General features: G+C 55.2%; 10 protein-coding genes. 6 read left to right on the top strand and 4 right to left on the bottom strand.

The features are described from left to right. Nucleotides 1-3: 3 nt before the first annotated feature. Complete coding sequence (locus ABFX35_RS05750) at nt 4-798, bottom strand: CbtA family protein (RefSeq protein WP_346079764.1); 795 nt, start codon at nt 796-798, stop codon at nt 4-6. 10 nt (nt 799-808) lie between these two features. Then, on the bottom strand, nt 809-1,018 hold the full coding sequence (locus tag ABFX35_RS05745; RefSeq protein ID WP_095844847.1) for a CbtB domain-containing protein: 210 nt from the start codon (nt 1,016-1,018) through the stop codon (nt 809-811). A gap of 518 nt (nt 1,019-1,536) precedes the next feature. Here ABFX35_RS05745 and nfsB point away from each other — a divergent pair. The 5 genes from nfsB to ABFX35_RS05720 all read left to right on the top strand — a co-directional run bounded on the left by nfsB (nt 1,537) and on the right by ABFX35_RS05720 (nt 9,859). Beyond that, nucleotides 1,537-2,181: an oxygen-insensitive NAD(P)H nitroreductase gene (gene nfsB, locus ABFX35_RS05740; protein WP_279022555.1), complete on the top strand. Its 645-nt coding sequence runs from the start codon at nt 1,537-1,539 to the stop codon at nt 2,179-2,181. Nucleotides 2,182-2,976: 795 nt separating this feature from the next. Beyond that, on the top strand, nt 2,977-4,134 hold the full coding sequence (locus ABFX35_RS05735) for an efflux RND transporter periplasmic adaptor subunit (RefSeq protein ID WP_279022556.1): 1,158 nt from the start codon (nt 2,977-2,979) through the stop codon (nt 4,132-4,134). Further along, a complete protein-coding gene (locus ABFX35_RS05730) occupies nt 4,134-7,253 on the top strand; it encodes an efflux RND transporter permease subunit (protein ID WP_346079761.1) in 3,120 nt (1,039 codons plus the stop codon). Before ABFX35_RS05735 ends, ABFX35_RS05730 begins: the two co-directional genes overlap by 1 nt. Nucleotides 7,254-7,256: 3 nt before the next feature. Then, nucleotides 7,257-8,645: an efflux transporter outer membrane subunit gene (locus tag ABFX35_RS05725; RefSeq protein WP_346079759.1), complete on the top strand. Its 1,389-nt coding sequence runs from the start codon at nt 7,257-7,259 to the stop codon at nt 8,643-8,645. Between the two features lie 92 nt (nt 8,646-8,737). Then, nucleotides 8,738-9,859: an NADH:flavin oxidoreductase gene (locus ABFX35_RS05720; RefSeq protein WP_279022558.1), complete on the top strand. Its 1,122-nt coding sequence runs from the start codon at nt 8,738-8,740 to the stop codon at nt 9,857-9,859. A gap of 75 nt (nt 9,860-9,934) precedes the next feature. Here ABFX35_RS05720 and ABFX35_RS05715 read toward each other — a convergent pair whose 3' ends face one another. Continuing rightward, complete coding sequence (locus ABFX35_RS05715; protein WP_346079757.1) at nt 9,935-11,386, bottom strand: sugar porter family MFS transporter; 1,452 nt, start codon at nt 11,384-11,386, stop codon at nt 9,935-9,937. A 1,093-nt stretch (nt 11,387-12,479) separates the two neighbouring features. On the opposite strand from ABFX35_RS05715, the gene aldA reads away from it, so the two are divergent. Beyond that, nucleotides 12,480-13,922, top strand: coding sequence for an aldehyde dehydrogenase (aldA, locus tag ABFX35_RS05710; RefSeq protein ID WP_346079755.1), 1,443 nt, complete (start codon nt 12,480-12,482; stop codon nt 13,920-13,922). Between the two features lie 35 nt (nt 13,923-13,957). Here the strand turns inward: aldA and ABFX35_RS05705 are convergent, their stop codons facing one another. Then, nucleotides 13,958-14,896, bottom strand: a complete 939-nt coding sequence (locus ABFX35_RS05705) for a LysR family transcriptional regulator (protein WP_279022561.1) — start codon at nt 14,894-14,896, stop codon at nt 13,958-13,960. Nucleotides 14,897-14,980 lie beyond the last annotated feature (84 nt).

Below are 14,980 nucleotides of genomic sequence, written 5' to 3'. Positions count from 1 at the left end.
GCTTCAACCATGCCCGAAAGACATGCGCTGCCGGCATGCTGGCAGCATGTTTTCGGCGAGCGCGCCAAACATCACACCGATCCCCGCCCACAGCACAAAATTAATGCCTATAGAGGACAGACGGAAGCGCCAGAGCAAATCGGCTGAAAACGCCTTCGGCACATCATTTATCGCCGGCAACAGCGCGCAAGCCGCCAGCAACAAGATAACGCCGAGCAGGCAAGCCGACAGCGCCGCATTCCAACCACCAAGGCGCGGAAGCAAGCGCCGGGCGCACCACGCAGAAACGGCAATAATGCCGACGGACACCAGCAGCATGATGAAGTAGAGCGCCGTGCGATAACCAATAGTGTCGGGGTTCCCGACCGCCGGCGGATTAGGCGGATACTTAATCCCCGGCATCACGCTCAACGCCAGAAAGCCCCCCAGGGCTAACAGCAACGCCAGCGTGCGTGGGCCAAATGGCCCAACGCGCTGATAGCTGAACGCCCAGATCAGCGCCAGCCCGCCGCCCAGCGCCGCGCCCATCAGCATCATCCCCGCCAGTAACCCCACCCCGGATTGCGTCTGGCGGCTGAACGCTTCTCCATCGCCTTCACTATCGTCGCCATGGCTATGGCCATGGGCATGTGCATCACCGCCATGCGCGTCACCGCCATGGGCATGCCCACCGCCATGCTCTTCAAACGCGATAGCGCGCTCCACCTGCGGTTCCGCAAAATGATGGGCAAAAACAAAGGTGATGGCGCCGGCCACAATGCCAGCTATCATCCCCCTGAATAACAATTTTCCAATCATGACGCACTCCTCAGTGGCACGGGAAACCCAGTAAATGGCGCGCATCGTGGAAAAACTCATGCACCTGCGTACCGGAAAACATCGATGTCGCCCCTTGTTCCGCGCCAACGAAATAAATCGCCAGCAACACCAGCAACGTGGCGAAAAGCGCCCAAGGCGCCAGTTCAGCGACAGGGATCGGCTCATACTGCACATCAGATACCATCGTCATATTACTCATCTTATTTCCCCTTGATGTTTGTGTATAAAACAGCCTGTTTCCCGGGGTACACAGGATTACCGGGATTATTGAAGGCAAAAAAAAACCCCTAAGCTCTTATGAGCTACAGGGGCATCTTTGCCATGTTCATGTCTTTATTTCGTGCTGTTACTGCCGCCAGAATGCATACACCAATCAACAGGGAAGCTTCTGCCAACGCTGTTACAAAGCAATAACAATGCCATGATTAACCCGTTTAGAATTAACCATGAAAAAACAAAATGTTAACCAATGCGCATTCATTATTAACAAGATAACGCATCGCGGAACACTGCCGGCAAGCGCGTTTTTAGTGCAACCGATTCCCTCTGATGGAGCATAAATGGTGCGCAGGGTGAAAACAGCAGTAAAGCTGGCCGGTACCCCTGTCGCCTGCGGCGGCGATAATTTACTATAAGTACAGCGTCAGTTTCCCTGAAACCGGCTTAAATTCGCCATCAACAACCCTCATTGCAACAGGGTTTACAAGGAGTTTATCCATGAGCATCGATCAAGTATTGCGCACCCGCTACGCCAGCAAACTTTACGATGAAACGAAAACGCTCACTGCGGAGCAGGAACAACAGCTTTTTGATTTATTGCGCTATAGCCCGTCATCGGTGAATTCGCAGCCCTGGCATTTCTTCGCTCTGGTATCCAGCGAAGCAAAAGAGAAAATTTTGCCTGCCGTCACCGAAGCGAACCACAACAAGATCAAAAAATCCGCTATGGTGGTGGTTTTCACTACCCATACGGAAATAACCGAAGCGCATCTGAAAAACCTTCTGGCACAAGAGAAACAAGATGGGCGTTTTGCCAGTGAAGAACAGGAACAAAATCAGGATAAAGGCCGCCGCTATTTTGTAAACCGTAACAGTAATACCCCAGAGCAACAGCGTGACTGGATGGCTCGCCAGGCATATATTTCCCTGGGCTTCCTGCTGCTGGGTGCGGCAAGCATGGGGCTGGATGCGACGCCGATCGAAGGATTTTTCGCCGATAAACTGGACTCGGCGCTGGGGCTAGAAGAAAAACAGTTGACCAGCGTGGTGCTTGCCGCGGTGGGTTACCATGACGGCAATGATTTTAATGCAAAATTACCAAAATCACGCCTTCCACAAGAGCAGGTGATTACGCGCCTGTAATCGCCCCTCTTTAATATAACAAAGCCGCAGCAACGGCGCTGCGGCCGGAACGGTTATTCACATTTACTCCAGCCAAGGGTAAATTATCGCCGATAAAATGTAATTTTTCATCTCATCATTGCGCTTTTCATCAATACATGAAACAAACCATGTATTTTAAAACTAAAAAAACAAAATAGGATAGAGCAACAAGTGTAATATTCCTATTACACAGAAGCATACCGTTACTTAATTATTTCGATTTTTTTACACTTAAATTTTTATATTCTCTTCACCTTATAAAGCGCATCTATTAAAAACCAATAAAAACAATATATTAAACATTTCTTCTTGTGCTTCGCACAATCAGGCCAGCGCCTTCACATTGCCCTCATTATTTTATAATTTCATTATAATACAATCAGTTATATACAATGACCGCATAAGCTTTCTATCTTGACCCCATCCAAGCTGAGATATATCTTGATTTTTCCTGGCTAACGCCGTTTCCCTCACAGAGGAAAACAGAAAAAAGCCCAAACAAATCATTATGTAAGAAAGCCCACAAAAGCAATCGAGAGAAAAAATGCGTAATGAAGATATCATCCCAAACGCCAAAAACTGTGCAACAAATCCAAGTTGGTGGGGAAGAGTATTGATGAAACTTAATCAGAGATGTCTTCTTTAACCCAACTATTTTTAAAACGTCATCCGGGGAGTCATGCTCTTCGGATATTACTTATTGAGATAAACACGCCGTTATTGGAAGCACTGCACACCGGAAATAATTCGCCACTATTAATTTGGATCCCTGCTATGGAATTACGCATTTTATGTATGTTGACCCTGTTCGGATTAGCCGGCTGCCATGACGCCTCCACGCCGGAAAAAACCGCACCGCCGCAGGTTGGCGTGGTTACGTTAAAAGCGCAACCCTTCACCTATTCCAGCGATCTTACCGGCCGCACCACCGCAACCTTGACGTCGAGCGTGCTGCCGCAGGTCGGCGGCATTATTCAACGCCGTCTGTTTAAAGAAGGCGATGAGGTCAAAGCCGGGCAAGCGCTGTACCAGATTGATCCTTCAAGCTATCAGGCTGCCTATGATCAGGCCGCCGCCGCGCTGCAAAGCGCCAAGGCACTGGTGATTGCCGACTGCCAAAAGGCCAAACGCTATGCAATCCTGGTGAAAGAGCAAGGCGTATCCAAACAGGATGCCGATGACGCCGCCGCCACCTGCGGCGAAGACAAAGCCAGCGTGGCGGAAAAAGCCGCAGCGCTTGAAGCCGATAGAATCAACCTTAACTGGACACGCGTAACCGCGCCTATCTCCGGGCATATCGGTATCTCCACCGTCACGCCGGGCGCGCTGGTCACCGCCGACCAGACCACCGCGTTAACCACCATCACCGCACTCGACAGCATGTACGTTGATCTCACCCGCTCCAGTGTGGATCTGCTGCAACTGCGTAAACGCGCGCTCGCCACCAACAGCGACACGCTTGACGTCACGCTGACGCTGGAAGACGGCTCGGTGTACCCGGAAAAAGGCAAACTTGAGTTAACCGAGGTATCGGTTGATGAATCAACGGGTTCCGTCACCCTGCGCGCCATCTTCCCTAACCCACAGCACATTTTGCTGCCGGGCATGTTCGTTCATGCCAGCGTGGATGAAGGGGTGATCGAAAACGCGGTGCTGGCGCCGCAGCAAAGCATCATTCGCGATCCGAAAGGCAATGCCACGGCGTTCGTCGTGGATGCCAGCAACAAAGTGGTATTGCGTAACGTAGTCACCGCGACCAATGCCGGCGACAACTATCTGATCACCAATGGGCTGCAGGCCGGCGATCGCGTGATCGTTGAAGGCACCGGCAAAGTCAACGCGGGCGACACCGTCAAACCGGTTGAAGTGCAGGTCAGCGCCGCAGCGGCAACGCCCGCGGCTAAACCGGCAGCAACAGAAGGAGCGGCCTGATGTTTTCACGCTTCTTTGTCCGGCGCCCGGTATTTGCCTGGGTTATCGCGCTGCTGATTATGATGGCCGGGATTATTGCCATCCGTTCGATGGCCGTGGCGCAGTATCCGGAGGTTGCGCCGCCTTCGGTAAGAATCAAAGCAACCTATGCCGGCGCCTCTGCCGAAACCATAGAAAACAGCGTCACCCAGGTGATCGAACAACAGCTAACAGGCCTGGATAATCTGCTCTATTTTACCTCCACCAGCAGCTCCGCCGGCACGGTGCAGATCACGGTCAGCTTTAAACTGGGCACCAACCCGGATACCGCGCAGGTTCAGGTGCAAGATAAGCTGCAACAAGCGGAATCGCGCCTGCCGACCGAAGTGCAGGAAGCCGGGATAACGGTGACCAAGTCCCAGTCCGACTTCCTGATGATCATGGCACTGTACGACAAGACCAATAAGGCGACCAGTAACGACATTGCCGACTGGCTGGTCAGTAATATGCAAGATCCGCTGGCGCGCGTGCCGGGTGTCGGTAGCCTTAACGTGTTCGGCAACGAATACGCGATGCGTATCTGGCTGAACCCCACCAAGCTGGCCGCTTATGCGCTGATGCCCTCAGACGTTGAAACCGCCATCGAATCGCAAAACATCCAACTGTCCGCCGGCAGCATCGGCACGGCGCCCGCCTCCCCCACCCAACAGATTACCGCCACGGTGCAGGCGCAATCACGCCTGCAAACGCCGGAGCAGTTCCGCAATATTATCGTGAAAAGCGAGGCCAACGGCTCCGTGGTGCGTATCGGCGACGTTGCGCGCGTAGAGATGGGCAGCCAGGACTATATTGCCACGTCACGCCTCAACGGCCACCCGGCCGCAGGGGTGGCGGTGATGATGTCCGCCGGCGCTAACGCGTTGGACACGGCCAAGGCAGTGAAGGCCACCGTCGAAAAATACCGCAGCAGTATGCCAGCGGGTTATGACGTGGCCTATCCGAAAGACAGCACCGAATTTATCAAGCTGTCGGTGCAGGACGTGGTGGAAACGCTGTTGATCGCGATCGCGCTGGTGATCGCCGTGATGTACCTGTTCCTGCAAAACGTGCGCGCTACGCTGATCCCTGCCCTGGCGGTGCCGGTTGTGCTGCTGGGCACCTTCGGCGTGCTGTCGGCGTTTGGCTATACCATTAATACCCTGACGCTCTTTGCCATGGTATTGGCCATCGGGCTATTGGTCGATGACGCAATCGTGGTGGTGGAAAACGTCGAGCGAATCATGCGCGAGGAGGGATTAAAGGCCCGCGCCGCGACGGAAAAATCGATGGGGGAAATCTCCGGCGCGCTGGTGGCGATCGCCGTGGTGCTCTCCGCGGTATTTCTGCCGATGGCGTTTTTTGGTGGTTCCACCGGCGTGATTTACCGCCAGTTCTCGGTGACGCTGATTTCCGCCATGGCGCTTTCGGTGGTGGTGGCCTTAACGCTGACGCCGGCGCTGTGTGGGGCGCTGCTGCGCCATAGCACCCCACACAAACGCGGTTTCTTCGGCGGGTTCAACCGCTTCTATGCCAACACCGAGCACCGCTACAAGCACGGCGTGCTGAAGGGGCTGCGCCGCCCCGCCATGATGATGATGGTTTATGCCGCACTAGCCACCGCCATGGGCGTATTGATGATGCATATGCCCACCAGTTTCCTGCCCAACGAAGATCAGGGCCAGGTGATGGTGCAGTTCACCCTGCCGGCAGGCTCGTCGGTTAACCGCACCAATTTGGTGAACAGCGAGGTGACCAACTGGTTCCTCACCCATGAAAAAGCCAATACCGACGTGGTGTTTTCGGTGACCGGCTTCAACTTCAGCGGCAGCGGCGACAACGTCGGCATGGCTTTCGTGGCCCTAAAAGACTGGAGCCAGCGCCCCGGCGCGCAAAATACCGCCCAGGCCATTGCCGAGGCCGCCAATAAAGCGCTGGCCAGCATTCGCGATGCAAAAGTCATCGCCATGACGCCGCCTTCGCTATCGGGCATGGGGCAAAGCAACGGCTTTACCTTTGAACTGCTGTCGGCCGGCGGCACCAGCCATGACGATCTGCTGAAAATGCGCAATCAGTTAATTACCGAAGCCAATAACAGCCCGGAATTGCAATCCGTACGCGCCGCAGACCTGCCGGAAACGCCACAGTTGAAAGTCGATATCGATAACAACAAGGCCGTTGCGCTGGGGTTGGATCTTAGCGATGTCACCGCCACGCTGAGCAGCGCCTGGGGCGGCACCTACGTAGATGACTTTATCGACCGCGGGCGGGTAAAAGAAGTGTATATCGAAGGCGACAGTCAGTTCCGCTCACAGCCGCAGGACCTGAACAAATGGTTTGTGCGCGGCACCAACAGCAGCGGTGAATCCACCATGACGCCGTTCTCTGCTTTCGCCACCACCCATTGGACCTTCGGGCCACAAAGCCTGGCGCGCTATAACGGCGTTACCTCGTTTGAAATTGACGGTGAAAATACCGACGGTTACAGCTCAGGCGCGGCGATGGCCAAGATGGAGGAACTGGCGTCGAAGCTGCCGAAAGGCTCCACCTATGCCTGGAGCGGCCTGTCGCTGCAGGAACAGTTGGCGAGCGGCCAGACCCTCAGCCTGTATACCATTTCGATTATGGTGGTGTTCCTGTGCCTGGCCGCGCTGTATGAAAGCTGGTCGGTGCCCTTCTCGGTGATCCTGGTTATCCCGCTGGGTATTCTCGGCGCGTCTTTCGCGGCTTCGCTGCGCGGCCTGAATAACGACATCTATTTCCAGGTGGCGTTGTTGACCACCATCGGGCTGTCGTCAAAGAACGCCATCCTGATCGTCGAGTTCGCCGAAGCGGCGGTTAAACAGGGCCAGTCGTTGTCGGCGGCGGCGATTTCTGCCGCGAAAACGCGGTTGCGGCCGATCCTGATGACGTCGATTGCGTTTATCGCCGGTGTCTTGCCGCTGGCGTTATCGACCGGCGCCGGGGCGAACAGCCGCATCGCAATCGGTACCGGCATCATCGGCGGTACGCTGACGGCAACGCTGCTGGCGATTTTCTTTGTGCCCCTGTTCTTTGTGCTGGTGAAACACTTTTTCACTCGCCGCCATGTGAACGAGGAATAACGGATGTTTCATCATAAAAACGTATTTCATTTGAGCATCATCAGCCTGTCGCTGCTGTTGGCCGGCTGCGTCTCGCTCGATCCGCACTATGAGCGCCCGGCGGCGCCGGTACCCCAAACCTGGCCCACGCAGGGGAACAACAGCGACGCCAGGGCGGTACTCAGCGGCTGGCAACAGGTGCTGGCCGACCAGCGGCTGAACAAGGTGGTGGAGCGCGCGCTGGTCAGCAACCGCGATTTGCAAAAAGCGATTGCCGATATAGAAGCCGCACGCGCGTTGTATGGCGAAGAGCGTGCGGCGCTGTTCCCAACGCTTGACGCCGAACTGACGCAGACCCGCAGCCGCACAGCAAGCGAAGGCGTGAGCAGCTCCGCCGAAGCCGACGGCGCGATCAGCAGCTTTGAGCTTGATCTGTTTGGCCGCAACCGCAGCCTGGCGCGCGCCGCCAAAGAAACCTGGCTTGCCAGTGAAGCCACGGCGCAAAATACGCGGATTACGCTGGTTGCCGAAACCACCACCGCCTGGATAACGCTGGCGGCGGATAAAAGCAATCTGGCGTTAAGCCAGCAAACCATGGCCAGCACGGCGGATACGCTGCGCATTACCCAACGGCAGTTAGGCGTCGGCACCGCATCGGCGGCCGATGTGAGCGAAGCGGAAACCACCTATCAGCAGGCGCGCGCCAGCGTCGCCAGTTATAAAACGCTGGTCGCACAGGACATCAATGCCCTTAACCTGTTGGTGGGCGAAACCGTGCCAGAGAACCTGTTGCCGGGCCCGATCGAAAGCCTGGCGCCGCAGGCGATTGCTCTGGTGCCGGCCGGCGTCTCCTCCGCCGTGTTGCTGCGGCGGCCCGACGTGATTGAAGCCGAACACAATTTGAAGAGTGAGAATGCCGATATTGGCGCCGCGCGCGCGAACTTCTTCCCGACCATATCACTGACCGCCAGCGCCGGCGTTGGCAGCAGTTCGTTATCGAACCTGTTTAGCCACGGCACCAATGTTTGGTCGTTTGCGCCGAGTATCACGCTGCCGCTGTTTGCCGGCGGCAGCAATCTGGCGCAGTTGCATTACGCAGAGGCAGAGAAAAAGGGCCTGATTGCCACTTACCAAAAGACGATCCAGACCGCGTTTGAAGATGTAGCAAACGCGCTGGCCCGCCGCGAAACGTTGAATGAGCAAATGGACGCTCAGGTGCAAGCAGTTGCCTCGGCGCAGCGCAGCTACGACATCGCCCGCCGCAGCTATGAAGTGGGCACCGGCGATTACCTGACGGTATTAACCGATCAGCGCACGCTGTGGTCGACGCAGTTGGAACTGGTCGCACTGCAACAAACCGATTTCGAAAACCGGATCACGCTGTGGGAATCGTTGGGGGGCGGTGTGAAGTAGCGATTTGTGCGCCGCCCGGTGCGGCGCGCCTATAGCAAACCCAATCGACGCTATACTAGGTAGGTTGTTAATCTAATGCGGAGATATAGCCTGTGGTCAGCTCTGATATCGATGTCCTGTTTCAACCTTTCCACCTGAAAAGTCTGGCGCTGAAAAACCGCATCGTGATGGCGCCGATGACGCGCTCCTTTGCCGCCAACGGCGTACCAGACGAAAATATCGCCGCCTATTACCGGCGCCGCGCAGAAGGTGAAGTCGGCCTGATCCTCTCCGAAGGCACGGTGATCAACCGGCCTGCTGCACGCAACGATGCCCAAATCCCGTTTTTCTACGGCCAGGAAGCGTTGGCCGGCTGGAAACGTGTTATCGATAGCGTTCACGCCGCCGGCGGCAAGATGGGACCGCAGCTGTGGCATACCGGTTCGGTCATCAGTTTCCAGACGGATTGGGTGCCGGATACGGAGGTCGAGAGCCCATCAGGGCTGATCGCACCGGGCCAGCCGCGCGGCGTGGCGATGAGCGAGGAAGCTATCGCCGACACCATTGCCGCCTTCGCGCAGGCAGCCGCGGATGCCAAACGCCTGGGCTTTGACGTGGCGGAAATCCACGGCGCGCACGGTTATCTGATTGACCAGTTTTTCTGGGCCGGCACCAACCAACGTACCGACGGCTACGGTGGCGCAACCTTGCAGCAGCGCTCACGTTTTGCTGCCGAGGTGGTAAAAGCCATACGCCAAGCGGTTGGCCCTGATTTCCCACTGATTTTGCGCGTTAGCCAATGGAAACAGCAGGACTATGCCGCCCGTCTGGCACCCACGCCAGAGGCCATGAGCGACTGGCTGGCGCCACTGGTCGACGCCGGGGTGGATATCCTGCACTGCTCGCAGCGGCGGTTCTGGGAACCGGAGTTTCCCGAGATCGACGGCGGCAAGGGGTTGAACTTTGCCGGCTGGGCGAAAAAGCTGACCGGTGCCGCAACCATCAGCGTTGGCTCCGTTGGCTTGTCGAGCGATTTTATGGGCGCATTTGCCGGTGAAAGCGCCAAACCCGCCAGCCTGGATAACCTGATTGAGCGCATGGCACGCAACGAATTTGATTTGATCGCGGTCGGCCGCGCGCTGTTAAGCGATCCCCATTGGGCGGTCAAAATTCACACGGGCAACCACGCTGCGTTGCAGGATTTTAACGCCGCCGCATTGCAGACGCTGGCTTAAACGGCACCCGGGCATTGTTGTACGCATCGCCCGCCGCAAACGCGGCGGGCGATGTTTTTACGGCGGCCCCTGGCTCTATGCCTGAGTGGCCTTATCGTTGTTCTCGCCATACTTCTCGCGCATATGTGTTTCAATTTCTTCCAGGCTTTTCCCACGCGTTTCCGGCACCATCAGCATGATAAACAGCAAAGAACCCACGTTAATCAGTGCGAAGATGAAGAAGGTTTTGCTGCCGGCAACGGCCATTAGCGGCGGGAAGCTGAAAGCGACCAACGCATTAAAAATCCACTGCAGCGAAATTGCAGTCCCTGTCAGCCGCCCTCGCAACTGCATGGGGAATAATTCGGACATCAGCAGCCAGTAAACCGGGGCGATAAACATCTGCATGAAAAACAGGAAGATCAGTATGCAACCTAGAGCAATAAAGCTTTGCGTCAGATCGGCGGATAACAGCGTCAACACCGCGCCCAACGAAAGTTGCGCAAAGATAACAAAGCAAAACCCGGTGATCAGCATATGCCGTCTTGAGAAACGGCTCACAGCCCAAATCCCGGCGATGGTGGCAATAACGGAAACCACCCCATTGCCGATGGTCGCGGTAATGGCGGCGGTGGTGCCCAGGCCCGTGGACTTCAGGATGATCGGGGTGTAATACATAAAGGCATTCACACCGGTGAATTGGAGAGCAAAACCCAGCCCAATGCCGATGACCAGCAGCCTTAGCACCCACTTTTCGCGAATCAGCGTCATGACGTCAGGCCCGCGTTCGGCCTCTTTGGCCTGTTTACGCATCTGCTTCAGCTCTTTTTGCACCTCATGCGGCGTTTCGCGCAGCTCGTGAAGCACCTCCCTGGCCTCCTCGTGGCGCCCTTCCCCCACCAGCCAGTGCGGAGAAACCGGAACAAAAAAGGTCCCCAAAAACAGCAGCACGCCCGGCACCATAGCGATCGCCAGCATATAACGCCACAGATGCCCATCGTGCAGCAGATAGCTGAGCAAGGCACTGACCACATAGGCCACCAACTGCCCGGTGACGATCATTAATTCATTACGGCTTACCAGCGGCGCCCTGAGCTTTGGCCCGGCGATCTCCGCGATAAAGACCGGCACGGTCGAGGAACCGCCGCCAACGGCGATCCCGAGCAGGAAACGCATGGCAACCATCGTCGATACTGAAGGGGCCAGTGCGGTGCCCAGGGAGCCAACAACAAACAGAACGGCCAGGCTACGCAGGGTGATACGGCGGCCAAACTTATCGGAGAAAAAACCGCTGAGAAAGGAACCAATTGCCGCACCGAAAACCAGTGACGACGCAACTAACCCTTCAGTGAACGAGGTCAGCCCCAACCCACCTTCGGCTGTGGGAGAAGACATGTAAGGTAATGCCCCTGAAATAATACCGGTGTCATAACCAAATGCCAGCGCGCCCATCGTTGCAACGAGTACCACAAAAAAAATCCGCTGCCTTACGGTTACTGCCCGGGGTGTTTCACTGGTCTGAGACAAAGTCGAATCGTGGGAATCCATAATAATCTCTACATCTCTATGTTTTAGTTTGAAGTATGAATTATCCCTTAAAATTCCGGGATTCTTTTACGCTCAGTGTATAAGTATAGCCGCTATCAGGTATAAAATAGCCGTAGAAGTGAAATTTCCTGCTTATTCAGCAGAATAACCCCAATTAAAACCCCCACAGGAATCACGAGAAAACCAACAAGACAAAATAAAATAACCAATATAATCAAATAATTATAACAAAACAAAATAAAGGACCTTTTCACCAATATGGCCGTAAATGTGCGTGTGATTTTTTTGTAAATTTCAGGATATTCCTAGCATCCAGCACCACATCAGGCCTGTTCTGATAATTCCATCAGTGCATCACGGGAGTGGCCTTGCTATTTCCAGGGTGGAATTTAGCGGCTGATTTATTTTATTCCATTTATCATTCCAACACATTGAATAATCTCAACAGGAATCCCTTGTTATTTTTCAGGCTAATAAAATAACAAATAGAATAGATATTCCGGGAATGTCGTGTTTGTAAACTTATAACCAGCCCATTATTTAAACGCTTAGTTCAGGCCGTTCAACCATAATAAAATACCCGGTGAGCATATTGGTGAAAACACCCTACGTAGCTTTGTTTTTTTAACTTTCCTGGCAATTTACCTATGAGGAAAAATTGTGAAGCCGATCATATTTTCCTGAAATTTTTCCGTAAGTTCAGGCTAACAGCACTTCGGGAAGGCAAAAAAAGCCCGAGAGAAATGCGATGACTTTGTGAAGAGAAGCGCTCGTTGCCTGATATTTTTGCCATCATTAATAGGCCGGCGGCAATCAGCAAAAGGTTTATCAGCGTTACCCCGGTTATGATAAAAGGTTTTATCATACGGCGTAACGCCTGACGATACGCTATTCTGCGCGGCCAGCCATAAGATAACATCTTGTTTTTTAGTTAATTATTTAAACAAACGCGCTTTACTTACCCTTTCCGTTCACCCGACTCTCCGTTCCATTTTATGCCGTTGCGGCGTGTTTGCATTATTGATGCCGGCAGAGTAAAAGCACATACAAATAAGAAACAAATACCCCACATATTGTTATCGAGGTTGAAACCATGGCTATAAAACAACAACAATTTTACATCAATGGTGAATTCGTCCCTCACGCAGGCGAGAAATGGATCGATGTGTTGAATCCTGCCACGGAGGAAATTATTTCGCAGGTGCCGGACGCGGGCCTGGAAGCGGTGCGCCGCGCCATTGATGCCGCAGAGCAGGCCCAGGCCGCCTGGGAAGAGACGCCGGCCTATGAGCGCGGCATCTGGCTGCATAAAATCGCCGCTGGGATCCGTGAGCGTGCGCAGGAACTGACCGACATCATTGTCGCCGAAGGGGGTAAGACCCAGGCGCTGGCCAATACCGAAGTCTTGTTCACCGCGGATTATCTTGACTATATGGCGGAATGGGCGCGCCGCTACGAAGGTGAAATCGTGCAAAGCGATCGGCGCAATGAGAATATTTTTGTGTTCAAGAAGGCCATTGGGGTAACGACCGGCATCTTGCCGTGGAACTTTCCGTTTTTCCTGATCGCACGTAAAGCGGCGCCCGCCCTGATCACCGGCAACACCATCGTGGTCAAACCCAGCCAGCTCACCCCGAACAATGCCATCGCCTTTGCTGAAATCGTTCACCAGGTCGGGCTGCCGAAAGGCGTCTTCAATCTGGTCACCGGGCGTGGCTCGGTGGTGGGCCATGAATTGGCCAGCAACCCGAAAGTCGGGATGGTCAGCCTGACCGGCAGCGTGGCGGCCGGGGAACAAACCATGGCCGCCGCAGCGCAAAACATCACCAAAGTGTCGTTGGAACTGGGCGGCAAAGCGCCGGCGATTGTCATGCAAGATGCCGATCTGGATCTGGCGGTAAACGCCATTGTCGCTTCGCGGGTGATTAATAGCGGGCAAGTGTGCAACTGCGCCGAACGGGTGTACGTGCAAAACAGCATCAAGGATGCGTTTATCACACGTTTGACCGCCGCCTTTAACAACGTGAAATACGGCAACCCGGCAAATGAAAAAGCGCTGGATATGGGGCCGCTGATCGATGCCGCTTCACTGAATGCGGTTCAGACCAAGGTGGACAACGCGATCGCGCAAGGGGCACAGGTGCTAGTGGGCGGCAAACGCGCCAGCGGCAAGGGCTATTTCTTCCAACCGACCCTGTTGGTCAATGTGCGCCAGGAAATGGACATCATGCATGAAGAGACGTTTGGGCCGGTTTTACCGGTCGCCACCTTCAACACGCTGGATGAGGCGATCGCGATGGCGAATGACTGTGAGTTCGGCCTGACCTCGTCCATTTATACCAACGATCTCAATACCGCCATGGCGGCGATGAAAAAGCTGAAGTTTGGCGAGACCTATATCAATCGGGAAAACTTCGAAGCCATGCAAGGCTTCCACGCCGGCTGGCGTAAATCCGGCGTCGGCGGCGCCGATGGCCGCCACGGGCTGGAAGAGTATCTGCAAACCCACGTGGTCTACCTGCAGTACCAAGCCTGATAGCGCCTGGGGCGGTGCCCGCCGCCCCAACGCGTTCAGCGAATCCGCAGATGGGTTTCGAGCAACTGCGCCAATACATTGACCTTGGGCGTCAATTGCCGCGCGACCGGCCATAACAGATGGAGCGGCAGTCCGTCCGTCGCCTGCTGCGCCATAATCTCCACCAGTTTACCGGTACGCAAATCGTCCTCCACCAGCCAGGTCGCCAGCTGCGCGATCCCCATCCCCTCCCGCACGTAAGCCAACTGGGCTTCAGCATCGCTGGCGACAATTCGCGGGCGCACGAAACAGTGGCCGATTTCACCATTACCGGTGGCATACACCCAGGGTGGTTGCATGCCGTCAGGCCGCCCGTAAACAATGCAATCGTGATCCTGCAACTGCGGCATGGTCAGCGGCACGCCGCGCCGTTCAAGATAACCCGGCGCGGCGCAGAAAATCAGGCGCTCGCTGCCCAGGCAGCGCTGAACCAGCGATGGCGGGAGGTTCGGCGGCCCACCGATGCGCACCGCCAGATCGATGCCCTCTTCGGCGAAATCGACGAAGCGATCGGAAAAGGTCAGGTGCGGGCGCACATCCGGATACTGCGTTGAAAATTTTAGCAGCACCGGCACCACGCGAAGCCGCCCAAACGAAGCGGGCAACGCTACGCGCACTGTGCCGGTCGGTTCCCGCTTTTGCGCCAGCATGACGGCCTCGGCTTCACTGAGTTCCATCAGGATCCGGGTGCAGGTTTCGTAATAGGCACGCCCGGCGTCGGAAAGCTTCAGACGACGCGTGGTGCGTTCAAACAGCGCCACCCCCAGGCGCTGCTCTAGCCGGGCGACGCTTTTGCTCACGGCTGAACTGGTGAGATTCAACTGCTGTGCGGCGGCGGTAAAACTGCCGGCCTCAGCGGCGCAGACAAACGGGACGATGCCTTTGAGCCGCTCGCTGCGCAAAACCGTTGATGATTGATGAATTAAATTCTTCAATTGATGGAAATCTTATCGTGAACAGGAATATTTATCCTCAGTATGATATCGGGAGAGCATGAAGTCCACGCCATCCAGAACAGG

The organism is Gibbsiella dentisursi, assembly GCF_039539505.1.
Taxonomy (GTDB): Bacteria; Pseudomonadota; Gammaproteobacteria; order Enterobacterales; family Enterobacteriaceae; genus Gibbsiella; species Gibbsiella quercinecans.
Note: the sequence above shows the minus strand (reverse complement) of the source record. Positions and strands in the feature narration are given on the sequence as shown.

Bases quoted from the DNA above. Each gene is read 5' to 3' on its own strand.
- ABFX35_RS05715 (WP_346079757.1), bottom strand. From the start codon at position 11,386: ATGGATTCCCACGATTCGACTTTGTCTCAGACCAGTGAAACACCCCGG.
- ABFX35_RS05735 (WP_279022556.1), top strand. From the start codon at position 2,977: ATGGAATTACGCATTTTATGTATGTTGACCCTGTTCGGATTAGCCGGC.
- ABFX35_RS05750 (WP_346079764.1), bottom strand. From the start codon at position 798: ATGATTGGAAAATTGTTATTCAGGGGGATGATAGCTGGCATTGTGGCC.
- aldA (WP_346079755.1), top strand. From the start codon at position 12,480: ATGGCTATAAAACAACAACAATTTTACATCAATGGTGAATTCGTCCCT.
- ABFX35_RS05745 (WP_095844847.1), bottom strand. From the start codon at position 1,018: ATGAGTAATATGACGATGGTATCTGATGTGCAGTATGAGCCGATCCCT.
- ABFX35_RS05725 (WP_346079759.1), top strand. From the start codon at position 7,257: ATGTTTCATCATAAAAACGTATTTCATTTGAGCATCATCAGCCTGTCG.
- ABFX35_RS05730 (WP_346079761.1), top strand. From the start codon at position 4,134: ATGTTTTCACGCTTCTTTGTCCGGCGCCCGGTATTTGCCTGGGTTATC.
- nfsB (WP_279022555.1), top strand. From the start codon at position 1,537: ATGAGCATCGATCAAGTATTGCGCACCCGCTACGCCAGCAAACTTTAC.